This window comes from Streptomyces sp. NPDC056987, from assembly GCF_042673865.1.
Lineage (GTDB): Bacteria > Actinomycetota > Actinomycetes > Streptomycetales > Streptomycetaceae > Streptomyces.
The window spans coordinates 152195-169733 of the sequence record NZ_JBHURV010000007.1 but is presented as its reverse complement, the minus strand read 5'-3'; the positions used below and the strand labels follow the sequence as shown (position 1 = coordinate 169733).

Sequence of the window (17539 nt, the reverse complement as noted above, 5' to 3'; positions counted from 1 at the left end):
GCTGTCGTCGTGCGGGCAGTGGCTTAGGGGCGGGGCCGGACCGGCAGGCCCGGCCGGCGCTCTAGTGGAAGGTGTGTTCCTCCTGAGGGAACGTTCCTCCAATGACCTCCTCGGCAAACTCCTTCGCCGCGTCGCCGAGGGTCTGCCGCAGATTCGCGTACTGCTTCGTGAAGCGCGGCATCCTGCCGCCCGTCAGACCGGCCATGTCGGTGTAGACGAGGACCTGCGCGTCCGTCTGGGCCCCGGCGCCGATCCCGACCGTCGGGATGTGCAGGACGCGCGTGACCTCGGCGGCGATCTCGGCCGGCACCAGCTCCAGCACGACCGCGAAGGCGCCCGCGTCCTGCACGGCCTTCGCGTCGCGCAGCAGCTGCTGCGCGGCCTCCTCGCCGCGGCCCTGCACCCGGTAGCCCAGGGTGTTGACGGACTGCGGGGTGAGCCCGATGTGCCCCATCACCGGGATGCCGGCCTGCACCAGCAGCTCGATCTGGCCGTGCGAGCGCTCGCCGCCCTCCAGCTTGACCGCGCCCACCCCCGCGTCCTTCACCAGCCGGGTGGCGCTGCGCAGCGCCTGCACGGGGCCTTCCTGGTACGAGCCGAACGGGAGGTCGCCGACGATCAGGGCGCGCCTGGTGCCCCGTACGACGGCGGCGGAGAGCATCGTCATCTCGTCGAGGGTGACGGGCACGGTGGTCTCGTACCCGAGGTGGCAGTTGCCCATCGAGTCGCCGACGAGCATCACCGGGATGCCAGCCTCGTCGAAGACCGAGGCGGTCATCGCGTCGTAGGCGGTGAGCATGGGCCACTTCTCACCGCGCTCCTTGGCGGCGGTGATGTCGTGGACGGTGATACGGCGGGAGATCTTGCCGCCGTAGAGCGCCGGTTGAGAAGTCATGGCCGAAGGCCCTTTCGTCATCTCGAGGCACCCTGACGGTGTCCCCGGACCGCCTCCATGGTGGCATCCCGCGCCCCGCACGGGAAGTGGGGCCCCGGGGGCAGGCGTCCCGGGAGTGAGGCCCGCGGCGCCGGGCGCGGGCTCGCGGGGCCTCGGTAAAGACTTTCCAATACGAGACGGTCTCGTATCGAAACGGGCTTAGTCTGTACGACATGTCCACACCGTCCGGCGCCCCAGGCGCCGCGCCTCGCATGCCCGCACCCCGTGTTCCCGAGCAGGTCCACCGCCGCCGGTGGGCCGTCCTCGGTGTTCTGATGTTCAGTCTTCTTATCGTCGTACTGGACAACTCGATCCTGAACGTGGCGGTCAGGACGATCGCCGCCCCCGCGCCCGTCGGCCTCGGCGCCACCCAGAGCGAGCTGGAGTGGGCGATCAACTCCTACACGCTCGTCTTCGCCGGGCTCCTGTTCACCTCCGGCCTGCTCGGCGACCGTATCGGCCGCAAGAAGGTGCTGCTCTTCGGCACCGCCGTCTTCGCCGTCGGCTCCGCGCTCGCCGCGTTCTCCGGATCGCCCGCGGAACTCATCGGCTACCGCGCCCTGATGGGCTTCGGCGCCGCGTTCGTGATGCCCGCCACCCTCGCCGTCCTGATGAACGTCTTCGAGCGCGACGAGCAGCCCAAGGCGATAGGCATATGGGCGGGCAGTGTGGGCCTCGGCATCGCCATCGGCCCGATCACCGGCGGAGTGCTCCTCGAACACTTCTGGTGGGGCTCGATCTTCCTCGTCAACGTCCCCGTCGCGATGGTCGGGCTGATCGCGATGGCCCTGCTCGTACCGGAGTCCAAGGACCCGGCGCCGGGGCGCGTCGACCCGCTGGGCGTCCTGCTCTCCATCGTGGGGCTCGTCCTGCTGGTGTTCGGCATCATCCGCGGCGGCGAACTCGCCGACTTCACCGACGTCACGGTGCTCGCCCCGCTCCTGGGCGGTCTCGCCGTGCTCGCCGTGTTCGTCCTGCACGAGAAGCGCAGCAGCCATCCGGCCATCGACATCGCGTACTTCAGGAAGCCCGCGTTCGCCGCGGCCGTCGCCGCCATCGCGCTGGCCTTCTTCGCGCTCATGGGCGTGACGTTCTTCTCGGCCTTCTACCTCCAGAGCGTGCGCGGCTACAGCGCGCTCCAGTCGGGGCTGCTGATCCTGCCGCTCGCCGTCGCGCAGATGGTCTTCGCGCCGCGGGCCCGGCTGGTCGTGGACCGGTTCGGCGCCCGGCTGGTCTGCGCGGCCGGTCTGGTGCTGGTCGCGGGCGGCCTCGCGGCGTTCGCGCTCTTCGACGCCGGTACGCCGGTCTGGGTGCTCTGCCTGGTCTTCTTCGTGCAGGGCAGTGGAATGGCCCATGTCATGCCGCCGGTCACGGTCGCCGTCATGCAGGCGCTGCCCCGGGAGAAGGCCGGGTCCGGGTCGGCGATCAACAACACCTTCCGCCAGGTCGGCGGCGCCCTGGGCATCGCCGTCCTCGGCTCGGTGCTGTCGGCGACGTACCGGGGCGGGATCGAGGGGCACCTCGGCGCGGTACCGGCCGCCGCCCGGGACGCGGCGGCCGAGTCCATCGAGGCCACCCTCGCCGTCGCGGAGAAGCTCGGCCCGGCGGGCCGGCCGCTGATCGGCTCGGCGTACGACGCGTTCCTGGACGCCATGCACGTGACGGCCCTCGGCTCGGCGGCCGTCGCGCTGGCCGGCGCTGTCGTCGTCGCGCTCTTCCTGCCGGGCAGGCCCCCGGCGGAGCGCACGGCGGGGAAGGGGGAGGGGAACGGGACGGGTGAGACCTCGGACTCCGGCTCCGCCGAACCCGCCGGTGCCACGCGCTGAACCGCCGCGACGTGGCCGGGCGCCCGCGCCGTGTACGAGAATCGACGTGGCGCGACCGCGGCGTACGGACACCGCGTCACGGCGAACGGTGTCACGGCGGAGAGGCGGCACAGGTGCGGGAGCGGGACCACGGGGAGCGGCACCACGGCGAGCGGCACCACCGGGAGCGGGACCACGCGGACAAGAAGGAACTCCGGCGCGGCAGGCCACGTAGCGAGGCGGTCGAGCGGGCGATCCTGGAAGCCGCCGTGGCCCTGCTGGAGGACGGCGTTCCGCTGGGCGGCCTCTCCATCGAGCGCATCGCGCGTACGGCGGGTGTCGGCAAGGCCACCATCTACCGCCGCTGGCCGGGCAAGGAAGCGCTCTTCCTCGACCTCCTGCGGGAGTTCGAGCCGCAGGACCCCGAACTGCCCGGCACCTCCGCCCTGGACGACCTCCGGGCCCTGCTGGAGTCGGTGCGCCGGCGCGGGGTCGCCCAGCGCTCCTCGGTGATCCTGCACAACGTCGTCGTCGAGATGAAGAGCCACCCCCGACTCTGGGAGGAGTACCACCGTACGGTCGTGGCCCCGCGCCGCGCGGCCACGCTGGCCGTGATCCGGCGGGGGATCGAGGCCGGGGAACTCCGCGCCGACCTGGACCCGGAGCTGATCAACGACCTGCTCGTCGGGTCGATGCTGATGCGCACCATCCACCGGCCCACCGCACCGCTCCCCGACGACCTGGCCGAGCAGATCATCGGAGTGGCGCTCCAGGGGGTCGGCCCCCATCCGCAGCCGTCCCCGGGCCGCGAAACGCCCGGGCCGTGAGACCTGTCACATCCGTTCGGGCCCCCGGGGCCGCCCGTTTTCGCCGCCCTCCTACATGAGCGTTCTGTCACAACCCCCGGTCATTCGTCCGTGATCGGAACCCGCCGGAGCGGCCCGTTCGTCACCGTCCTCGTACGGCCGTCGGGGGACGGCGGAGAAAGGGCCCGTCCATCACCTAGGGTCTGTTCCGAGCTTCCCCGTGGACGCCGTGGGGAAGCACGGAACAGGCCCTGGGTCAGGGGCGGGCGTGCACGGGCAATGCAGTGAGGGCGGACATGACGCAGGAGTACACGGCGCAGTCGGTGACGACGGACGGCGAGGAGCAGCGGTCCCCATCCCGATCCCGCGCCAGGGACCTGCTGGACCGCCTGCGCCGCGATCCCGGCATCTGGCGGCGCGGCATCATCCTCGCGCTTCTCGCCCTGCTGACCGCCTTCCTGATGATCCTTCACGCCCAGATCCCCAACACCATCGGCAACCTGGGCAGCCTCACCGAGACCTTCCTGCCCTGGCTCGGGCTGGTCGTCCCGCTGGTCCTCGTCCTCGGTCTCGTACGCCGCTCCGCCACCGCCCTGATCGCCCTGCTCCTGCCCGCGGTCGTCTGGCTCAACCTCTTCGGCGGCCTCATCACCGACAAGTCGGGCGGCGGCGGTGACCTCATGGTCGCCACCCACAACGTCAACGCGGACAACCCCGATCCGGAGGGCACCGCCGCCGACCTGGCGGAGTCGGGCGCGGACGTCATCGCGCTGGAGGAGCTGAAGGCCGGCGCCGTCGAGACGTACGAGAAGGGTCTGGCGGGCACGTACAAGTACCACTCCGTACAGGGCACCGTCGGGCTCTGGAGCAAGTACCCGCTGAGCGCCACCAAGCCGGTCGGCATCCGGCTGGGCTGGGTCCGCGCGATGCGCTCCACCGTCGCCACCCCGCACGGCCCGGTCGCCGTCTATGTGGCGCACCTGCCGTCCGTACGGGTCAAGCTGCACGCCGGGTTCACCGCCAACCAGCGCGACAAGAGCGCCGACGCGCTGGGCGAGGCCATCGGTGACGAGCCGCTGGAGCGGGTCATCCTCCTCGGCGACCTCAACGGCACGATGAACGACCGCGCCCTCAAGGCCGTCACCGCCCAGATGCGCTCGACCCAGGGCGCGGCGGGCGACGGGTACGGCTTCTCCTGGCCCGCCGCGTTCCCGCTGGCCAGGATCGACCAGATCATGGTCAAGGGCGTCGAACCGACCTCGTCGTGGTCGCTGCCCAGGACGGGCAGCGACCATCTGCCGCTCGCCGCCCGGGTCGAACTGCGCTGAGCGGCCGACCCGCCCGGCGTCCGGCCTCCGGCGCCGAGTGATGCACCGCACGCAATACGGCGTTCATCTGCCGGAATACATGACCTGAGAGACTTTGTTCCGCAGGGGTACTAACCAATACGGCCCCTGCGGACCCGCGCCCTCGCGGCTCGTGCGCCCCCTGTGGCTCTGCCCCCGTGGAAAGGCTGTCTCTGTCATGCCCCTGGCTCTGCTCGCCCTCGCCGTGAGCGCCTTCGGCATCGGTACCACCGAGTTCGTCATGATGGGCCTGCTGCCCAATGTCGCGGGCGATCTGGGCACGTCCGTGCCCACCGCCGGCTACCTCGTCTCGGCGTACGCGATCGGCGTCGTCATCGGCGCCCCGCTGCTCACCGCCGTCGGCTCCCGCATCCCGCGCAAGCGGATGCTCCTGCTGCTGATGGGCCTCTTCATCGTCGGCAACCTCGCCTCCGCGCTCGCCCCCGGCTTCGGCTGGCTGCTGGCGGGCCGGGTCCTCGCGGGACTGCCGCACGGCGCGTTCTTCGGCGTCGGCGCGGTCGTCGCCGCCCAACTGGTCCGGGAGGGCCGGCAGGCGCGCGCCGTGGCCACCATGTTCCTCGGCCTGACCGTCGCGAACATCGTCGGCGTCCCCGCCGCCACCCTGCTCGGCCAGCACCTCGGCTGGCGCGCCACCTTCCTGGTGGTCACCGTCATCGGCCTGGTCGCGCTCGCCGCGCTGGCCCGGCTCGTACCGTACGTACCCGTGGACGCCCAGCAGGACGTGCGCCGCGAGGTGCGCGCCCTCGGCAACCGGCAGGTGCTGCTCGGCCTCGCCACCGCCGTCCTCGGCTTCGGCGGCGTCTTCGCCGTCTACTCCTACCTCGCGTCGATGACGACCGAGGTCATGGGCTTCGGGGAGTCCTCCGTCACCCTCGTCCTCGCCCTCTTCGGCATCGGCATGACGCTCGGCGCGCTGGCGGCGGGCCCGCTGACCGACCGGGCGCTGCGCCCCACGCTGTACGGGTCGCTCGCCACCCTCGCCCTGGTCCTGGTCGCGTTCCGCTTCACGGTGCACGTGCAGTGGGCGGCGCTGGTGACCGTCGTCGTCCTGGGCGCGGTCGGCTTCATGACGACCACGCCGCTCCAGATGCTGGTCATGCAGAAGGCCAGGCACGCCCCCACGCTCGCCTCGGCCTCGAACCACTCGGCGTTCAACCTCGCCAACGCGGGCGGCGCGTGGCTCGGCGGCATGGCGATCGCCGCGGGCTGGGGCTGGATGTCCCCGACGCTGGTCGGCGCGGTCCTCGCGGTCCTCGGCCTGGCGGTCGCGGTCACGGCGGGGCTCCTCGACCGGGGCGGCCGGGGTGGCCGGGGCGGCCACGACCCGGCGCCCGAGGCCTCCCGCGTCGTCGCCTCCGGCGGCACACCGGCCGAGGCGGTCACGGAACACGTCTGAACCGGTCGCCGGGCCCTCCCGGTGACCGCTCGCGTGATCAGACCCGCTCGCGCCAGTGGTTGGTGATCGGCAGGCGCCGGTCCTTGCCGAAGCCCTTCGCCGAGATCTTGGTGCCCGGCGGGTACTGGCGTCGCTTGTACTCCGCCGTGTCCACCATCCGCAGCGTCTTCGCCACCATCTCCGGGTCGAAGCCCGCCGCGACGATCGCGTCCATGCCCTGGTCGCGGTCGACGTACAGCTCCAGGATCCGGTCCAGCACGTCGTAGTCGGGCAGCGAGTCCGTGTCGACCTGGCCGGGCCGGAGCTCGGCGCTGGGCGGCTTCGAGATGGACGCCTCGGGGATCGGCGGGGTCTGGCCGCGCTCCTCGGCGGCGCGGTTGCGCCACCGGGCGAGCCGGAAGACCGACGTCTTGTAGACGTCCTTGATCGGGCCGTACGCGCCGACGGCGTCGCCGTACAGCGTCGAGTACCCGACCGCCAGCTCGGACTTGTTGCCCGGCGCGAGCACGATCTGCCCCTCCTGGTTGGAGAGCGCCATCAGCATCGTGCCGCGCAGCCGCGCCTGGAGGTTCTCCTCCGCGAGCCCGGTGAGCCCGAGCGACCCCATGTACGCGTCGAACATCGGCTCGATCGGGTGCGTACGGAAGTTGAGCCCCGTACGGCGCGCCAGCTCGGCCGCGTCGCCCTTGGAGTGGTCCGAGGAGTACTTGGACGGCATGGAGACCCCGTACACGTGCTGCGCGCCGAGCGCGTCGCACGCGATGGCGGCCACCAGCGCCGAGTCGATCCCGCCGGAGAGCCCGATCAGGACGGAGCGGAAACCGTTCTTGGCGGCGTACGCGCGCAGCCCCACGACCAGCGCCGAGTACACCTCCTCGTCGTCGTCGAGACGGTCCGCGTAACCGCCGGTCAGCTCCGGCTCGTAGGCCGGCAGCGGGTCCTCGGAGAGGACGACCCGGTCGATCCGCAGCCCGTCGTCGACGACGCCCTCCACCGGCTCCGGCGACGCGGCGGGCAGATCGAGGTCCAGGACGACCGAGCCCTCCGCGAACTGCGGCGCGCGCGCCACGACCTCGCCGTCCTTGTCGACCACGATCGAGTCGCCGTCGAAGACCAGCTCGTCCTGGCCGCCGATCATCGCGAGGTACGCGGTCGTGCAGCCGGCCTCCTGGGCCCGCTTGCGGACCAGCTCCAGGCGGCTGTCGTCCTTCTCGCGCTCGTACGGCGAGGCGTTGATCGACAGCAGCAGCCCGGCCCCGGCGGCGCGGGCGGCCGGCACGCGCCCGCCCTCCTGCCAGAGGTCCTCGCAGATGGCGAGCGCGACATCCACGCCGTGCACCCGCAGGACGGGCATCGTGTTGCCCCGCACGAAGTACCGGAACTCGTCGAAGACGCCGTAGTTCGGCAGGTGGTGCTTGGCGAAGTTGAGCACCACCTCGCCGCGGTGCAGCACGGCGGCGGCGTTGCGCGGGGCGCCCGCGGGCTGCCCGAACCGCGGCTGGGCCGACTCGGAGCGGTCGAGATAGCCGACGACGACGGGCAGCTCCCCGAAGCCCTCCTCGGCGAGCCGGGCGGCGAGCGCGCGCACGGCGGCCCGGGAGGCCTCGACGAAGGACGGCCGCAGGGCCAGGTCCTCGACGGGGTAGCCGGTCAGCGCCATCTCGGGGAACGCGACGAGATGCGCTCCCTGCTCGGCGGCGTGCCGGGTCCAGTGCACGATCGCCTCGGCGTTCGCGGTGAGATCACCGACGGTCGAGTCGATCTGATTCAGGGCGAGACGTAGTTGAGGCACGCCGTCCAGTGTAATCGTCTGTCTGACGCGATGTCCTGGGCCGCGGGTGTGGGGCGGACCACTCCCCGCGGGCGGACCACTCCCCGCGGGCGGACCGCTCTTCGGGGACTGACCGCTTCCCGGTGGCGGATCCGGCCCACCGCCCGGCGCCCGGGAGCCGTGGTCAGCGGCCCGCGTAGACCTGTTCCGCCCACGCGGCGATCTGGATCTCGGTGAGGTGCCGCGCCAGATCGGACTCGCTGATCATCCCGACGAGGCGCTTGTCCTCGATCACCGGGAGCCGGCGGATCCGGTGGCTCTGCATCTCCTGCAGCACCTCCTCCACGTCCGCGTCCGAGTCGATCCACCGCGGCGTGCCGTGCGCCATCTCGCCCGCCGTCGTCTGCGCCGGGTCATGGCCGCGCGCCACACAGCCGACGACGATGTCGCGGTCCGTGAGGATGCCGGTCAGGCGCTCCTCGGAGTCGGCGATGGGCAGCGCGCCGACGTCCAGCTCGCGCATGAGCTGCGCCGCGCGGTCGAGGGTCTCGTGCGCCGGGATCCACCGGGCGCCGGAATGCATGATGTCCTTGGCCGTGGTCATGGGTGCTCAGCCTCCTGCTCCTGAGTGCGGTGCTGTCGTGCTGTCGCCGTCCGCCCCGAGCCAGAACCATCATGGTGCGTCCGTTCGGGGGACGCGACCGCACGCACCCGAACGGGGGAGCCGGGGCCGTCCGCTGCCGGGCGGTACCGCCCGGCAGCGGATCCGTCAGCACCTCAGGAGCGCGCCTTCGCGCCGCGCGCCGCGAGCAGGTCCGCCATCAGGGACATCTCCGACTGCTGCGCCGCGACCATCCCCTCCGCCAGGCTCTTCTCCGTACCGTCGGAGCAGAGCCGCACGCAGCCCTCCGCCATGGAGACGCCGCCCTTGTGGTGGTCGGTCATGAGCTGGAGGTAGAGGACCTCGGCCGCCTTGCCGCGGGCCTTGCGGAGCTGGTCCAGCTCCGTCTTCGTGGCCATGCCCGGCATCAGCGAACCGTCGTGGGCCTCATGGCCCCCCTGGCCCGCGTCGCCGTGATCCATGCCCTCCATGTCCTCCATGCCGGACGCGCCCTCGGTGTCCCCCGCGCCGTGCATCCACGCCATGGGCTCCGTACCGGCCTCCACCTTGGGCAGCCCCCACATGTCCAGCCACCCCAGCAGCATGCCGCGCTGGTTCGCCTGGGTGTTGGCGATGTCGTACGCCAGCCGGCGCACCTCCTCGTCGTCCGTGCTGTCCCGCACGATGAAGGACATCTCCACGGCCTGCTGGTGGTGGACGGCCATGTCCCGGGCGAAGCCCGCGTCCGCGGACTCCGACGAGGGCGTACGGGAGGCCGGCGACGTGCCGTCGTCCCGCGCGGCGGAGGCGACCGTGGCCGTACCGGCGAAGACCAGCGCCAGTACGACGGCGGTGATCGCCACCCACTGCGTACGGGTGACGGACCGCCTGGGGGCGTCGTCCGCGCCGCTCACTGCGCGCCCATTCCACCCGTGCAGGCGGCGCCCGGCTCGGGGGTCTGCTCGCCCTGCACGTACTTGGTGAGGAACTGGCCGACGCGCGAGTCCGACGCGCTGTCCACCGAGACCTGCTTGCCCCAGGCGCTGAGCATGATCGTGCCGTCCTGGTCCTTGACCGGGCTCATCAGCGTGTACGGGGTCTTGCCGACCTTGTCGGCGAGCGCCTTCACGTCCTCGTCCGACGCCTTGTCGTTGTACGTGACCCAGACCGCGCCGTGCTCCAGCGAGTGCACCGCGTTGACGTCGGGGATCGCCTCCTTGTAGACGTCACCGTCGCAGTTCATCCAGACCTGGTTGTGGTCACCGCCCACCGCCGGCGTCATCGGGTACTTCACCGCCTCGGTGACATGGTTGCGGCCCAGCTTCTTGGCGTCCCAGGACTTCTCCTCCTTGACGGGCGCCGCGGCGGCGGCCTTCTCCGCCTCCTTCTTGTCGGACTCCTTGTTGAGCGCGTACGCGCCGAAGCCGACGAGACCGACCACCACGACGGCGCTCACCGTGATCGTGATGATGCGGCTGCGCCGCTCGCGGGCCCGCTCGGCGCGGCGCATGGCCTCTATTCGGGCCTTGCGGTCGGCTGACTGGGACTTGGAACCCATGATGTTTTCGTCCTTCTGGGGGATGACTGCGGATCGCGGAAAACGCTGAACGCGAACGTGGAGCGTGGAACACGGTGCGGGGCCCGGGCCCGGCTACGTCCGCAGTACTTGAAGGACGTGGAGGTCCGGCGCGCGGGCGAGCGCGCCGGGACGGGGCGCCCGGCCGGTGGGGCGCGGTGGTTCGAGGTACGGGTGCTGGGCGCCGACGGCGGGCTCCGCGGCGGGCGGCGGCACGGTGAGCACGGCCGCGCTCAGGTGCGGGAAGAGCCCGCAGTCGCCGTGGCGGTACGGGCAGACGTACTGGGAGTCCCCGGCGCGCGGCGGTTCGGCCGCGCCGACCGCCCAGGGGCCGGCCACGGCGGTGGCGGCCGCGTCCCGGTGGTGCCCGGGCGGCCCGCCCGGGCCGGTGCCCAGACAGACGAAGAGCGCGGCCAGCAGCGTCGCCACGGCGCTCAGCAAGGCCGTGGGACGCGTGGTGCGTATGTGGCCGATGCGGCCGCGCTGCTGTCCCCCCATGGGGCCAGATCGTAGTGCGTGACGGCCGGGAGCAGCAGTGCGGCTGCCACGAGGGGTCCGTACGGCTGCCACACTGGGTCCGTGCGGCTGCCACGAGGGGTCCGTACGGCCCGGCCGGCCGCTGTGTCCTGGCCTTGTACCGCCGTCGATACGGTATGAAACGGTCCCGCCCATTCGGTCACGGGCACGATACAAAGAAGCATGGCCGAACAGAAGGGCAAGGCGGAGCAAGCTCCTGCCGACGTCGACGCGGTGACACACGCGGTGCTGACCGCGTCCCGGCTGCTCGTCGCCATCTCCGCCCGTTCCCTCGCCGCCATGGGGGAGCGGGTCACGCTGCCCCAGTTCCGTCTTCTCGTGGTTCTCTCCACGCACGGCGACGCCAAGCTCGTATCGGTCGCCGACCGGCTCGGGGTGAACCCGTCCACCGCCATGCGCATGCTCGACCGGCTGATCGCGGCGGGCCTGGCGACCCGGGAGAGCAACCCCGGCAACCGCCGGGAGACGGTGCTGCGGCTCACCCCGGAGGGCCACTCCCTGGTCGAGCGGGTCACGGCCGTACGCCACCGGGAGATCTCGGCGATCGTCGAGCGCCTCACCCCCGAGCAGCGCTCGTCCCTGGTCGGGGCGCTCACCGCGTTCACGGAGGCGGGCGGGGAGCCCTCCGTACCCGGTGACGAGGGGGAGCCGTACCCGCTGGGCTGGTCCGACACCCCCACCCGGTGACGACGCGGAATCGATCTTCCTCACCGGGGATTGCCGTCACCTGTTTCATGGGCACCACCTGGGCAGGCACTATGGGCGGGTACCCGTACACGCGCACGACGCGGAGCGTTGGACGGGGGTTCGCAACGCGCCGGAAATCGTGTGGTGGGATGCTCATGTGCCCCAACGTGCCCCGCGACATGGGAGCAGGTGGCCTGACCAGCAAGGATGGGTAGGATTATGGATAAGCAGCAGGAATTCGTGCTCCGTACGCTGGAGGAGCGCGACATCCGATTCGTGCGGCTCTGGTTCACCGATGTGCTCGGTTTCCTGAAGTCGGTCGCCGTCGCGCCCGCGGAGCTGGAGCAGGCCTTCGACGAGGGCATGGGCTTCGACGGATCCGCGATCGAGGGATTCGCCCGCGTCTACGAGTCCGACATGATCGCCAAGCCCGATCCGGGCACCTTCCAGATCCTCCCCTGGCGCGCCGAGGCCCCCGGCACGGCCCGGATGTTCTGCGACATCCTCATGCCGGACGGCTCGCCGTCCTTCGCGGACCCGCGCTACGTCCTCAAGCGCATGCTCGCCAAGACCTCGGACCTGGGGTTCACCTTCTACACCCACCCCGAGATCGAGTTCTTCCTCCTGAAGGACAAGCCGGTCGACGGCACCCGGCCCACCCCGGCCGACAGCTCCGGCTACTTCGACCACACCCCGCAGAACGTGGGCATGGACTTCCGCCGCCAGGCGATCACCATGCTGGAGTCCATGGGCATCTCGGTGGAGTTCAGCCACCACGAGGGCGCCCCCGGCCAGCAGGAGATCGACCTGCGGTACGCGGACGCGCTCTCCACGGCGGACAACATCATGACGTTCCGCCTGGTCATGAAGCAGGTCGCGCTGGAGCAGGGCGTGCAGGCGACGTTCATGCCGAAGCCGTTCTCGGAGTACCCGGGCTCGGGCATGCACACCCACCTCTCCCTCTTCGAGGGCGACCGGAACGCGTTCTACGAGTCGGGCGCCGAGTACCAGCTCTCGAAGGTCGGCCGCTCCTTCATCGCCGGGCTGCTCAAGCACGCGGCGGAGATCTCGGCCGTCACCAACCAGTGGGTCAACTCCTACAAGCGCATCTGGGGCGGCTCCACCCGCACGGCGGGCTCGGGCGGCGAGGCTCCCTCGTACATCTGCTGGGGCCACAACAACCGCTCGGCGCTGATCCGCGTCCCGATGTACAAGCCCGGCAAGACGGGCTCCGCCCGCGTCGAGGTCCGCTCCATCGACTCGGGGGCCAACCCCTACCTGACGTACGCGGTGCTGCTCGCCGCCGGCCTCAAGGGCATCGAGGAGGGGTACGAACTCCCGGCGGGCGCCGACGACGACGTCTGGGCGCTCTCCGACGCCGAGCGCCGCGCGATGGGCATCGAGCCGCTGCCGCAGAACCTGGGCGAGGCGATCTCCCTGATGGAGCGCAGCGAACTGGTGGCGGAGACGCTGGGGGAGCACGTCTTCGACTTCTTCCTCCGCAACAAGAAGCAGGAGTGGGAGGAGTACCGCTCCGAGGTCACCGCCTTCGAGCTGAAGAAGAACCTGCCCGTGCTGTAAGCCGGCGCCGTGCCCGCCGACGGGTCCGGGCGGCCGGCTTCCGGGGCGGTTCCGGCGGCGCGCCGGGGCTCATCGGCCGGTGCGCCGACGGGAGATCGAGCCGCCCGGCCCCGGACCGGACCGGCGGCGGTCTTCCGCCACCGCCTGCGACTAGGCTCGATCTCCGGGATCGCAGCCACCGGGACCGGGCCCGGCCGGGAGGGGACCGGCCGGGCCCGGTCCCCGGTGGTCGATCGGGCGGATGCCGAGCTGACAGGAGACGGCGACATGACCATGCCGGGACGCAGAAGCAGTACGTTCACCCGACTGCTGCGGCACGGTTTCACCGACCCCTCCGCCGCGGAGCGGCTGCTCGACGTCCCGGAGATGGCGCCCGTACGCTCCGCCCCCCTGCTGCTCGACGCGCTCGGCCAGACCGCCGACCCGGATCTCGCGCTGCGCGGGCTGGTCCGGGTGGCCGAGGCGGCCGAGCCGGAGGACCGGCGGGTCCTGCTCGACACCGTGATCGCCGCGAAGCCCCTGCGGGACCGGCTGCTCGGGGTGCTCGGCGCCTCCGAGGCGCTCGGCGACCATCTCGCCAGGCACCCCGAGGACTGGCAGGTCCTGGTCACCTACGAGCTGGCGGACCTGCACCCCGGCGTCGAGGAGTTCGAACACGGCCTCGCCGAGGCGAAGGACGCCGTCTCGCTGCGGATCGCCTACCGCCGCTCCCTGCTGGCCATCGCGGCCCGGGACGTCTGCGGCACGGCCGACGTCGCCCAGATCGCCGCCGAGCTGGCGGACCTGGCGACGGCGACCCTCCGCGCCGCCCTCGCGATCGCCAAGGCCGCCGCGCCCGAGGACGCCGCCGCCTGCCGGCTCGCGGTCATCGCCATGGGCAAGTGCGGCGGCCACGAGCTGAACTACGTCTCCGACGTGGACGTCATCTTCGTCGGCGAACCCCCGCTGGGCGCCGACGAGGCAGACGGGACGAAGAGCGCCGTGCAGGCCGCCACCCGCCTCGCCTCCCACCTCATGCGGATCTGCTCCGAATCCACCGCCGAGGGAACCATCTGGCCCGTCGACGCCAACCTCCGCCCCGAAGGGCGCAACGGACCGCTCGTACGGACCCTCAGCAGCCATCTCGCCTACTACCAGCGCTGGGCGAAGACCTGGGAGTTCCAGGCGCTCCTCAAGGCCCGCCCCGTCGCCGGGGACCCGGTCCTCGGCGCCGACTACATCGACGCCGTCTCCCCGCTGGTCTGGCAGGCCTCCGAACGCGACCACTTCGTCCCCGACGTGCAGAAGATGCGCCGCCGCGTCATCGACAACATCCCCGCCGGCCAGGCCGAACGCGAACTCAAGCTCGGCCCCGGCGGGCTGCGCGACGTCGAATTCGCCGTACAGCTCCTCCAGTTGGTGCACGGCCGCAGCGACGCCTCCCTGCGCGGCGGCTCCACGCTCGAAGCCCTCGACGCGCTCGCGGCCGGCGGCTACGTGGGCCGCGCGGACGCCGCCCAGCTCGACGAGGCGTACCGCTTCCTGCGCGCCATGGAGCACCGCATCCAGCTCTACCGGCTGCGCCGCACCCATCTCGTCCCCGAGGACGAGGCGGACCTGCGCCGCCTCGGCCGCTCGCTCGGGCTGCGCGGCGACCCCGTCGCCGAACTCGACCGGGCCTGGCGGCGGCACGCCTCGGCCGTCCGCCGGCTGCACGAGAAGCTTTTCTACCGGCCGCTGCTCGACGCGGTCGCCCAGCTCGCACCCGGCGAGATCCGGCTCTCCCCGAAGGCGGCCGGGCAGCGGCTCGAAGCGCTCGGCTACGCGGACCCGGTCGCCGCGCTCCGCCATCTGGAGGCGCTGTCGTCCGGGGTGAGCCGCAAGGCCGCCATCCAGCGGACGCTGCTGCCGGTGCTGCTCGGCTGGTTCGCCGACTCCGCCGACCCCGACGCCGGGCTGCTCGGCTTCCGCAAGGTCTCGGACGCCCTCGGCAAGACCCCCTGGTACCTGCGGCTGCTGCGGGACGAGGGCGCCGCCGCAGAGAACCTCGCCCGCGTCCTGTCGGCCGGGCGGCTCGCCCCCGATCTGCTGCTGCGCGCCCCCGAGGCCGTGGCCATCCTCGGCGACCCGGGCGGGCTGACCCCGCGCGGCCGCGACCACCTCGAACAGGAGGTCCTCGCGGCGGTCGGCCGCGCGGAGACCGCCGAGGGCGCCGTCACCTTCGCGCGCGGAGTCCGCAGGCGGGAGCTGTTCCGTACGGCGGCGGCCGACCTGATCGGCTCGTACGGCACGGAGGAGTCCCCCGCCGAGGAGGACCCCGGCGCCCTCGTCGACCGGGTCGGCAACGCGGTCACCGACCTCAACGCCGCCACGATCGCGGCGGCCCTGCGCGCCGTCGTCCGCGACCAGTGGGGCGACACCCTGCCCACCCGGTTCGCGGTCATCGGGATGGGCCGCTTCGGCGGGCACGAACTCGGGTACGGCTCCGACGCGGACGTCCTCTTCGTCCACGAGCCGCGCGACGGCGTGAGCGAGCACGAGGCCGCCCAGGCCGCGAACGCGGTGGTCGCCGAGATGCGCAGGCTGCTCCAGGTCCCCACCTCCGACCCGCCGTTGCTGATCGACGCGGACCTGCGGCCGGAGGGCAAGAGCGGCCCGATGGTCCGTACGCTCGCCTCCTACGCCGCGTACTACCGGCGCTGGTCGCTGGTGTGGGAGAGCCAGGCGCTGCTGCGCGCCGAACCGATGGCGGGCGACGCGGAGCTGGCACGCCGCTTCATCCGGCTCGTCGACCCGCTGCGGTATCCGGAACGGGGCCTCGGCGAGGACGCGGTACGGGAGATCCGCCGGCTCAAGGCGCGGATGGAGTCGGAGCGGCTGCCGCGCGGCGCCGACCCGACGCTCCACACCAAGCTGGGCCGCGGCGGCCTCTCCGACGTCGAGTGGACGGTACAGCTCCTTCAGATGCGGCACGCCTGGGAGGTGCCGGGGCTGCGGACCACCCGGACCCGCGCGGCCCTGGCGGCGGCGCACGCGGCGGGACTCCTCGGCGCGCAGGAGGCGGCCGTCCTGGACGAGGCGTGGGTCCTGGCGACCCGGGTGCGCAACGGCGTGATGCTGGTCCGGGGCAGGCCCGGCGACACCTTCCCGTCGGACAGCCGCGAGATGGGCGCGATGGGCCGCTACCTGGGCTACGCCCGCGTACCGGAGCGGCAGCCCGCCGATCCGCAGCACACCGCCAACGGCCTCGGCGCGGTCAACGGGCCGGCCGCCGCCAATGGCCTCGGTGCCGCCAACGGTCCCTACCCCAACGGGTACGGCGGCGTCAGCGGCGGCATGCTGGACGACTACCGGCGCACCACGCGCAGGGCGCGGGCGGTGATGGAGGAGCTGTTCTACGGGGCGCCCTGACGTGGCCGCCCGCGGTCGTCCGCGGCCCGGCGCGGCAGGTGGTGCGGCAGCGCCCCGTACCAGAGGTACGAGACCGTGAAGCCGAACGCCAGGCAGAGCATGCCGCCCACCGCGTCCAGCCAGAAGTGGTTGGCCGTGGCGACGATGACCACCAGGGTGGCCGCCGGGTAGAGCAGGCCCAGGATCTTCGCCCAGGGCGCCGACGCGACGGCGAAGATGGTCAGGCCGCACCAGAGGGACCAGCCGATGTGCATCGACGGCATCGCCGCGTACGGGTTCGACATGTTCTTCAGGTTGCCCGAGGCCATCGAGCCCCAGGTCTCGTGAAGGACGACCGTGTCGATGAAGTGCCCGCCGGACATCAGCCGCGGCGGCGCCAGCGGATACAGGTAGTAACCGAGCAGGGCCACGGCGGTGGTCGCGAAGAGGGTCAGCCGGGCGGCGGAGTACCGGCCCGGATGACTGCGGAAGAGCCAGACGAGCACACCGATCGTGACGACGAAATGCAGTGTGGCGTAGTAGTAGTTCATGGCCACGATCAGCCACGTCACCGAATTCAGGGCGTGGTTGACGCTCTGTTCCACGGCGATGCCGAGGGTCTTCTCCGCCTGCCAGATCCAGTCGGCGTTCTTCAGTGCCTGGGTGCGCTGCTCGGGGACCGCGTTGCGGATGAGGGAGTACGTCCAGTAACTGACCGCGATCAGCAGGATCTCGAACCAGATGCGCGGGCGGCGCGGCGAGCGCAGCTGCCCCAGCCGCCGGGGCCGTACCTCGGAGACGGCCGAGGCGCTCGGGGCCGCGGGGGTGGCCGGTGCGGGCTCCCGCGGTGCCGTCCGGTCCGTTTCGGGGGCCGTTGTCGGCTCCGTGTTCGGGGCCGTGTCCGGCTCCGTCTCCGGGTTCGCGTGTGTGTCCGTGACCGTGACCGCCTCCGTCGCCTGCGCCCCCGGGGCCGCTTCGTCCGCGGTGGGTGACGGCGTGGGGAACGGGGTGGCCGTGCGGCCTTCCTCTGCCTTTACCGTCGATTCACCCATAGGGCGAGAGTCTGCCAGATTCCTCACCCTCGACCGATCATCCCTCGGACGGGTTCC

14 protein-coding genes are annotated in these 17539 nt (G+C 72.1%); 7 read left to right on the top strand and 7 right to left on the bottom strand.

The genetic code is table 11. The features are described 5' to 3' along the window. Positions 1 to 61: 61 nt before the first annotated feature. Complete coding sequence (gene panB, locus ACFTZC_RS11115) at positions 62 to 916, bottom strand: 3-methyl-2-oxobutanoate hydroxymethyltransferase (RefSeq protein ID WP_382888511.1); 855 nt, start codon at positions 914 to 916, stop codon at positions 62 to 64. A gap of 191 nt (positions 917 to 1107) precedes the next feature. Between panB and ACFTZC_RS11110 the strand changes: the two genes are divergently transcribed. The 4 genes from ACFTZC_RS11110 (at position 1108) to ACFTZC_RS11095 (ending at position 6308) form a co-directional block, all read left to right on the top strand. Then, on the top strand, positions 1108 to 2760 hold the full coding sequence (locus tag ACFTZC_RS11110; RefSeq protein WP_382888510.1) for an MFS transporter: 1653 nt from the start codon (positions 1108 to 1110) through the stop codon (positions 2758 to 2760). Positions 2761 to 2873: 113 nt separating this feature from the next. Beyond that, the gene (locus ACFTZC_RS11105; protein WP_382888509.1) at positions 2874 to 3566 is read left to right on the top strand and encodes a TetR/AcrR family transcriptional regulator; all 693 of its coding nucleotides are present in this window, start codon (positions 2874 to 2876) and stop codon (positions 3564 to 3566) included. A 356-nt stretch (positions 3567 to 3922) separates the two neighbouring features. Beyond that, the gene (locus tag ACFTZC_RS11100) at positions 3923 to 4873 is read left to right on the top strand and encodes an endonuclease/exonuclease/phosphatase family protein (protein ID WP_382888614.1); all 951 of its coding nucleotides are present in this window, start codon (positions 3923 to 3925) and stop codon (positions 4871 to 4873) included. A 196-nt stretch (positions 4874 to 5069) separates the two neighbouring features. Continuing rightward, positions 5070 to 6308, top strand: a complete 1239-nt coding sequence (locus tag ACFTZC_RS11095; protein ID WP_382888507.1) for an MFS transporter — start codon at positions 5070 to 5072, stop codon at positions 6306 to 6308. Positions 6309 to 6345: 37 nt separating this feature from the next. On the opposite strand, the gene ACFTZC_RS11090 is transcribed toward ACFTZC_RS11095, so the two are convergent. From ACFTZC_RS11090 to ACFTZC_RS11070, 5 genes are all read right to left on the bottom strand, one after another. Beyond that, positions 6346 to 8100, bottom strand: a complete 1755-nt coding sequence (locus tag ACFTZC_RS11090) for an NAD+ synthase (RefSeq protein ID WP_382888506.1) — start codon at positions 8098 to 8100, stop codon at positions 6346 to 6348. 163 nt (positions 8101 to 8263) lie between these two features. Further along, entirely contained in the window at positions 8264 to 8683 is a 420-nt protein-coding gene (locus ACFTZC_RS11085; RefSeq protein ID WP_382888505.1) for a CBS domain-containing protein, read from the bottom strand. Between the two features lie 173 nt (positions 8684 to 8856). Then, positions 8857 to 9594 (bottom strand): DUF305 domain-containing protein, encoded by a 738-nt coding sequence (locus ACFTZC_RS11080; protein ID WP_382888503.1) that lies wholly within the window; start codon positions 9592 to 9594, stop codon positions 8857 to 8859. After that, positions 9591 to 10238: a DUF3105 domain-containing protein gene (locus ACFTZC_RS11075; protein WP_382888502.1), complete on the bottom strand. Its 648-nt coding sequence runs from the start codon at positions 10236 to 10238 to the stop codon at positions 9591 to 9593. The genes ACFTZC_RS11080 and ACFTZC_RS11075 overlap by 4 nt, the downstream gene beginning before the upstream one ends. 93 nt (positions 10239 to 10331) lie before the next feature. After that, positions 10332 to 10754, bottom strand: coding sequence for a hypothetical protein (locus tag ACFTZC_RS11070; protein ID WP_382888501.1), 423 nt, complete (start codon positions 10752 to 10754; stop codon positions 10332 to 10334). A 201-nt stretch (positions 10755 to 10955) separates the two neighbouring features. Between ACFTZC_RS11070 and ACFTZC_RS11065 the strand changes: the two genes are divergently transcribed. From ACFTZC_RS11065 to ACFTZC_RS11055, 3 genes are all read left to right on the top strand, one after another. Continuing rightward, positions 10956 to 11480 carry a MarR family winged helix-turn-helix transcriptional regulator gene (locus tag ACFTZC_RS11065; protein ID WP_382888500.1) on the top strand — a complete coding sequence of 175 codons (525 nt, stop codon included), beginning with the start codon at positions 10956 to 10958 and terminating at the stop codon, positions 11478 to 11480. Between the two features lie 219 nt (positions 11481 to 11699). Further along, positions 11700 to 13061, top strand: coding sequence for a glutamine synthetase family protein (locus ACFTZC_RS11060; RefSeq protein WP_382888499.1), 1362 nt, complete (start codon positions 11700 to 11702; stop codon positions 13059 to 13061). Positions 13062 to 13328: 267 nt separating this feature from the next. Further along, a complete protein-coding gene (locus ACFTZC_RS11055; protein WP_382888498.1) occupies positions 13329 to 16451 on the top strand; it encodes a bifunctional [glutamine synthetase] adenylyltransferase/[glutamine synthetase]-adenylyl-L-tyrosine phosphorylase in 3123 nt (1040 codons plus the stop codon). Here the strand turns inward: ACFTZC_RS11055 and ACFTZC_RS11050 are convergent. Continuing rightward, positions 16436 to 17482, bottom strand: coding sequence for a phosphatase PAP2 family protein (locus ACFTZC_RS11050; RefSeq protein ID WP_382888497.1), 1047 nt, complete (start codon positions 17480 to 17482; stop codon positions 16436 to 16438). The two genes, ACFTZC_RS11055 and ACFTZC_RS11050, sit on opposite strands and share 16 nt — an antisense overlap. Between the last annotated feature and the right edge of the window lie 57 nt (positions 17483 to 17539).

What these genes read in the sequence shown, in the direction of transcription:
- panB (WP_382888511.1), bottom strand. Translation starts at nt 916, where the DNA reads ATGACGAAAGGGCCTTCGGCCATGACTTCTCAACCGGCGCTCTACGGC.
- ACFTZC_RS11075 (WP_382888502.1), bottom strand. Translation starts at nt 10,238, where the DNA reads ATGGGTTCCAAGTCCCAGTCAGCCGACCGCAAGGCCCGAATAGAGGCC.
- ACFTZC_RS11095 (WP_382888507.1), top strand. Translation starts at nt 5,070, where the DNA reads ATGCCCCTGGCTCTGCTCGCCCTCGCCGTGAGCGCCTTCGGCATCGGT.
- ACFTZC_RS11055 (WP_382888498.1), top strand. Translation starts at nt 13,329, where the DNA reads ATGACCATGCCGGGACGCAGAAGCAGTACGTTCACCCGACTGCTGCGG.
- ACFTZC_RS11065 (WP_382888500.1), top strand. Translation starts at nt 10,956, where the DNA reads ATGGCCGAACAGAAGGGCAAGGCGGAGCAAGCTCCTGCCGACGTCGAC.
- ACFTZC_RS11060 (WP_382888499.1), top strand. Translation starts at nt 11,700, where the DNA reads ATGGATAAGCAGCAGGAATTCGTGCTCCGTACGCTGGAGGAGCGCGAC.
- ACFTZC_RS11085 (WP_382888505.1), bottom strand. Translation starts at nt 8,683, where the DNA reads ATGACCACGGCCAAGGACATCATGCATTCCGGCGCCCGGTGGATCCCG.
- ACFTZC_RS11110 (WP_382888510.1), top strand. Translation starts at nt 1,108, where the DNA reads ATGTCCACACCGTCCGGCGCCCCAGGCGCCGCGCCTCGCATGCCCGCA.
- ACFTZC_RS11050 (WP_382888497.1), bottom strand. Translation starts at nt 17,482, where the DNA reads ATGGGTGAATCGACGGTAAAGGCAGAGGAAGGCCGCACGGCCACCCCG.
- ACFTZC_RS11070 (WP_382888501.1), bottom strand. Translation starts at nt 10,754, where the DNA reads ATGGGGGGACAGCAGCGCGGCCGCATCGGCCACATACGCACCACGCGT.